Consider the following 4,699-nt stretch of genomic DNA (forward strand, 5'->3'; position numbering starts at 1 on the left):
CCCCACAAGACCTCACGGTATTGCAGTTGCCATTCGCTAGTAGTTAGCATTTAATAGAACCCATTAAACGGTGATTTTCCTACTGGGGACTTTCACCCATTAGTCCGCGTCCATTGGGCGTACCAAGTCAATGTTGTTCGCCACCGCGTGGCTGGACTTACTGACGCTTGCCGCAAATTGAATCGGTAGCAAAGATCGAGAAAATTAATGAAATCTATTAGTTACGAAAACCTAAATAGCCTCTATCAATGGATGGATTTCATCGTAAATGAAAAGGACGTTTCTTTAGATGATGTAGATTGCAATTTAAAAATATTCGGCGAAGGAGATGATGCCTATTTGGTAATCAATATTTATGAAGGCGAATCCAATTCGACTGAATATTATTTCAAATCGGATGATCCTGAGAATGGTCTATTACCACTTATTTCAACTTTAGCTGAATTTAATTTCTCAGCTAAGGAAATGTTAGAAAAACTTTCATCTCAAAAATATACAGAGGATGATATCGGCTGTTATTCGATCTTCAAGGGCATGAGAATATTCAAAGAAAACGTGGTATCCAATTAAGGCCTATTGCATGAAAAAGAATACTAAAATTAACGTGAAATATTCCGTTAAATATACAACTCAAAAGCCCACCTCTGAATCATCGCTAATTATATCGTCTAAAAATACCGATAAAGCCTTGGAAAAAAGGAAGAAAGAAAAGAGTAATACTGAGGAATTTACCGAATGGAAGTAAAGGTTTTTACCTCTTCTCTAATACGGGATACGATGCCAGAGTCGGAATTGGCTAGTCTTGTATCGGAGTTCAGAACGTATAAAAAATCTGGAAATGCTCCGCTACTCTTTGGTCGAGATGCCTCATACAATCGTCCAGATGCTGTACTCAAAGCAGATATGCATCATATCCATCTGAAGGGCAATGAAAAATGGAGCTTAAATATTGTCCAGTTTCGAAGATTGAGTAATCTACATCTTTTATATTGTCGCGGTTTTATGAATCCGAATGCATACTTGCTAATCGCAGTTATAGATAGAGCGCATGAAAGGGCTAGAAATATCAATTTCATGCTGGATATGGCTGAAATTGCCGAGGGTTTTAGATCTAAAGTCTAATGCTAAATCCGGTAGCCGGTAGCCGGTAGTATCTAACTACCGGCTACCGCATCATCCATCGTGCGGGTCCGCAATGGGCAACTCCTATCCGTTATGAATCTCTACCCAACGATAGTCTCGAGAAGGTCTTCATTTGAGTTGAGTATCATCGCAGTGCGCTACCTCAACTTTATCCGACTGGAAACATATCTGTAGGCTAGCCCTATCTTTTAACTCGTGGATTTAGGTTCAGGCCCTCACCCTATCCGAGGTATTAATCTTGACATTAGGCTACTATGCCGTCGGCTGACTTCTGCTTAATCACCCTGATCGTTACTGACCGAGGCGCTGTTATGTCCCACCACTTTTGTCTATCCCCGCGATGGTGCCTAGCCGGTTGGGCCTACTTATGAGTCAGGGGCCACGCCGACAGCTTCACAGCAGCAAGCTAAACAGATCTCCCCAGATATGAACATTAACTTTCACTACACAACTGCATCATTGACTCTACCCGTTAGATCACCCGGCTTCAGTGTCCTTGGCCACCTCGCCTCCAGGCTAAGTCTTATAGGATGTTTCTGTTCGTCAACTCATAGTTTTGCTAGCGGCTTCCTCCCCACAAGACCTCGCGGTGTTGCAGTTGCCAATCTCCAGGAGTTAGCATTTAATAGAATCCATTAAATGGCGATTTTCCCACAGGGTACTTTCGTCCCACTAGTCCGCGCCCATACTGGGCGTACAAAAGCACACAACCTGACGGCTTTGCCGCCGGCTCGTTAGGCAGTCACGTCATCAACAATATAACAAGGAAAAAATAGTGATATTGGAAACTACACTAACTAGACATGAAGCTATGTCTAAATTTAGGGAGCAACATCGGATAACTAAACCGGTTGTTTATCTAAAACAACTTGATAAACGAATGATTTATCGAATGGGAAAAAATGATACTACAAGAATAACTAGATTAAGGCATCATGAAGATAGCCGTCCAATGAAGAGTGTTAATAAAAGAACGGGGATTGAAACCTCGAAGAGGAATGAAATAATCACCTTCAAAGAAAAAGATGAGCTTTATGTATTAGAAAAATCAGGTGGCGTCTCTTTATTTGATGCTATGAGCCCAAAACTTAAAATGGGCAAAAATGACTGTTGGTATTATGTGCCAAAGAATGTCGTTATACCAGAGGGAATTCTTATCGCCAAGGATGTTGAGCCTGACGCACATGGGCATTTTCACTATGCCTTCCAGCCTGCATACAGCATGAAAATATCAGAATTCACCGATAAACTAAGTGAAATCGGAACACAGATGAGAAAGGTATGAGTGAGTTAAGAGAATTATCTTATAAAGAAATATCATATATCCGTTCAGCCTTGGAAGGCTATATTGGTCTTTTGAAGCTAGATATTGAATCTGAAGAAACAGATGATGATGAAAGAATGGATCTTCAAGAAGATTTACTGTTTTATGAAAAACTTCTGTATACCTTTCAGAAATCTGAGAAGCAATCTGTGGATTTAAAACAAATTCAATCTATCGCTATCAAAAAAAGGTAGCGCTTCGTATTTAGTTTCCCCGCCTAAATCGGATAGCCGGTAGTTTCTAGCTACCGGCCCCCACATCACCCATCGTGCGAGTCCGCAATGAGCGGTTCTTATCCGTAATCTCCACCCAACGATAGTGTCGAGCAGCTCTTCATTTGAGCTGAGTGTCATGGCAGTACGCCACCTCAACTTTATCCGACTGGAAACATATCGATAGGCTAGCTCTGTCTTTTAACTCAGGGATTTAGGTTTAGGCCTTCACCCTGTCCAAGATATTAATCTTGGCATTTGGCTACTATGCCATCGGCAGACTTCTATTTAATCACCGTGGTCATTACTGACCGAAGCGCTGCTGTGCCCCACCATTTTGTCTACCCCACGATGGCGGCTAGTGGGTTGGACCCACTTATGAGTCAGCGGCCACGCTGACAGCTTCACAGCAGCAAGCTAAACAGATCTCCCCAGATAAGAATGTGAACTTTCACTACCCAACTGCATCATTGACTCAATCCGCTAGATCACACGGCCTCGGTGCCCCTGGCCACCTCGCTTCCAGGCTAAGTCTTATAAACTACTTCTGTTCATCAGCTCGTAATTTTGCTAGTGGCTTCCTCCCCACAAGACCTCACGGTATTGCAGTTGCCATTCGCTAGTAGTTAGCATTTAATGGCGCCCATTAAACGGTGATTTTCCTACACGGGACTTTCACCCCATTAGTCCACGCCCATGTTGGGCGTACCAAGTCAATTAATTACGCGCCTTCGGCATCCGACAGCTTACACTCCGCTCCGTTATGTTCCAGCTGCGGGTTATTGAGGCGTTACAACTCAAAAAGGAATCGTGCATGAAATTTTTTGTCTCGGCCTTATCACTTGTTATGTCATTGGCAGTTACTGCAAATCCGGTACCTGACTTCCCGTTCGTTATTGTCACGGAGAAACTTGAGCAGGAAGTAAAGCCCGATGTGGTAAAAGTACGCTTTAGTATATTGACTTATGAACAATCTTCTAATAGAGCTATGGAGCAATTAACAAAATTTTCAGCGCTGATGTTGGAGGCTCTTAAAAAGCATGGAGTACCCACTTCAAGTTTAGAGTCAACCCAAATTGATAAAAACACAAAGCGAGCTAGAAAAGACGGAGCTTATAATTTGGAAGTTTTGGGTTATGAGGTACAGCAAGGATTCAATTTGAGATTAACGAATCTCGATAAATACCCCAGCCTTATGAATGAACTGATCCGGCTAGATGGTGTTCAAAATATAGATGCATTCTTTGAGACGTCTAAAGAAGAAGAGTACAAAGAGAAAATGATAACTGAGCTTAGTGCAAAAGCTCGGAAAAAAGCTAATGCTCTTGCCCAAGCCCAATCTAGAGAGGTGAAAAGTGTATACGGTATAACTACGGAGGAAAACTTTGGTCATGCGTACGCTATATTTTCCTTAGAGTACAACCCCCAAGAATATGCACTGCCTATGGCCGCAGATTCTTACGGTATGGACTTAGTTATGGCGGTACCGGAATATATTAAAGTGGGCCAAAGAATTACCGCAATATATGAGCTTAACTAGCTTAAGTGATAAAAAGTGTAAATCGGGTAGCCGGTAGTTTCTAACTACCAGCCCCCACACCACCCAGCGTGCGAGTCCGCAATGGGCAGCTCCCTATCCGTAGTGAATCTCTACCCAACGATAGTGTTGAGCAGGTCTTCATTTGACTTGAGTGTCATGGCAGTGCGCTACCTCAACTTTACCCAATTGGAAACATATCGGTAGGCTAGCCCTGTCTCTTAACTAATGGATTTAGGTTCAGGTCTTCACCCTGTCCAAGGTAATAATCTTGGCATTTGGCTACTATGCCGTCGTCTGACTTCTGTTTAATCACCGTGGTCATTGCTGATCGAGGAGCTGCTGTGTTCCAACACTTATTTTTCTATCCCCACGATAGTGGCTAGCGGTTTGTGCCTATTTATGAGTCAACGGCCACGCTGACAGCATCACAGCAGCAAGCTAAACAGATCTCCCCAGATAAGAACGTGAACTTTCACTACA

General features: G+C 42.8%; 5 protein-coding genes. All 5 read left to right on the forward strand.

Annotated features, from left to right (window positions below; translation table 11 throughout):
* Positions 1 to 207 precede the first annotated feature (207 nt).
* Positions 208 to 570, forward strand: coding sequence for a hypothetical protein (locus MO867_RS20585; protein ID WP_252472602.1), 363 nt, complete (start codon positions 208 to 210; stop codon positions 568 to 570).
* 165 nt (positions 571 to 735) lie between these two features.
* Positions 736 to 1,122: a type II toxin-antitoxin system YafO family toxin gene (locus MO867_RS20590; protein ID WP_108732066.1), complete on the forward strand. Its 387-nt coding sequence runs from the start codon at positions 736 to 738 to the stop codon at positions 1,120 to 1,122.
* A 796-nt stretch (positions 1,123 to 1,918) separates the two neighbouring features.
* Positions 1,919 to 2,428, forward strand: a complete 510-nt coding sequence (locus MO867_RS20595) for a Tse2 family ADP-ribosyltransferase toxin (protein ID WP_252472605.1) — start codon at positions 1,919 to 1,921, stop codon at positions 2,426 to 2,428.
* A complete protein-coding gene (locus tag MO867_RS20600; protein WP_252472607.1) occupies positions 2,425 to 2,661 on the forward strand; it encodes a hypothetical protein in 237 nt (78 codons plus the stop codon). Before MO867_RS20595 ends, MO867_RS20600 begins: the two co-directional genes overlap by 4 nt.
* 832 nt (positions 2,662 to 3,493) lie before the next feature.
* Positions 3,494 to 4,219 (forward strand): SIMPL domain-containing protein, encoded by a 726-nt coding sequence (locus tag MO867_RS20605; protein ID WP_252472609.1) that lies wholly within the window; start codon positions 3,494 to 3,496, stop codon positions 4,217 to 4,219.
* Positions 4,220 to 4,699 lie beyond the last annotated feature (480 nt).

Origin of the sequence: Microbulbifer okhotskensis, assembly GCF_023895975.1 — a bacterium.
Taxonomy (GTDB): Bacteria; Pseudomonadota; Gammaproteobacteria; order Pseudomonadales; family Cellvibrionaceae; genus Microbulbifer; species Microbulbifer okhotskensis.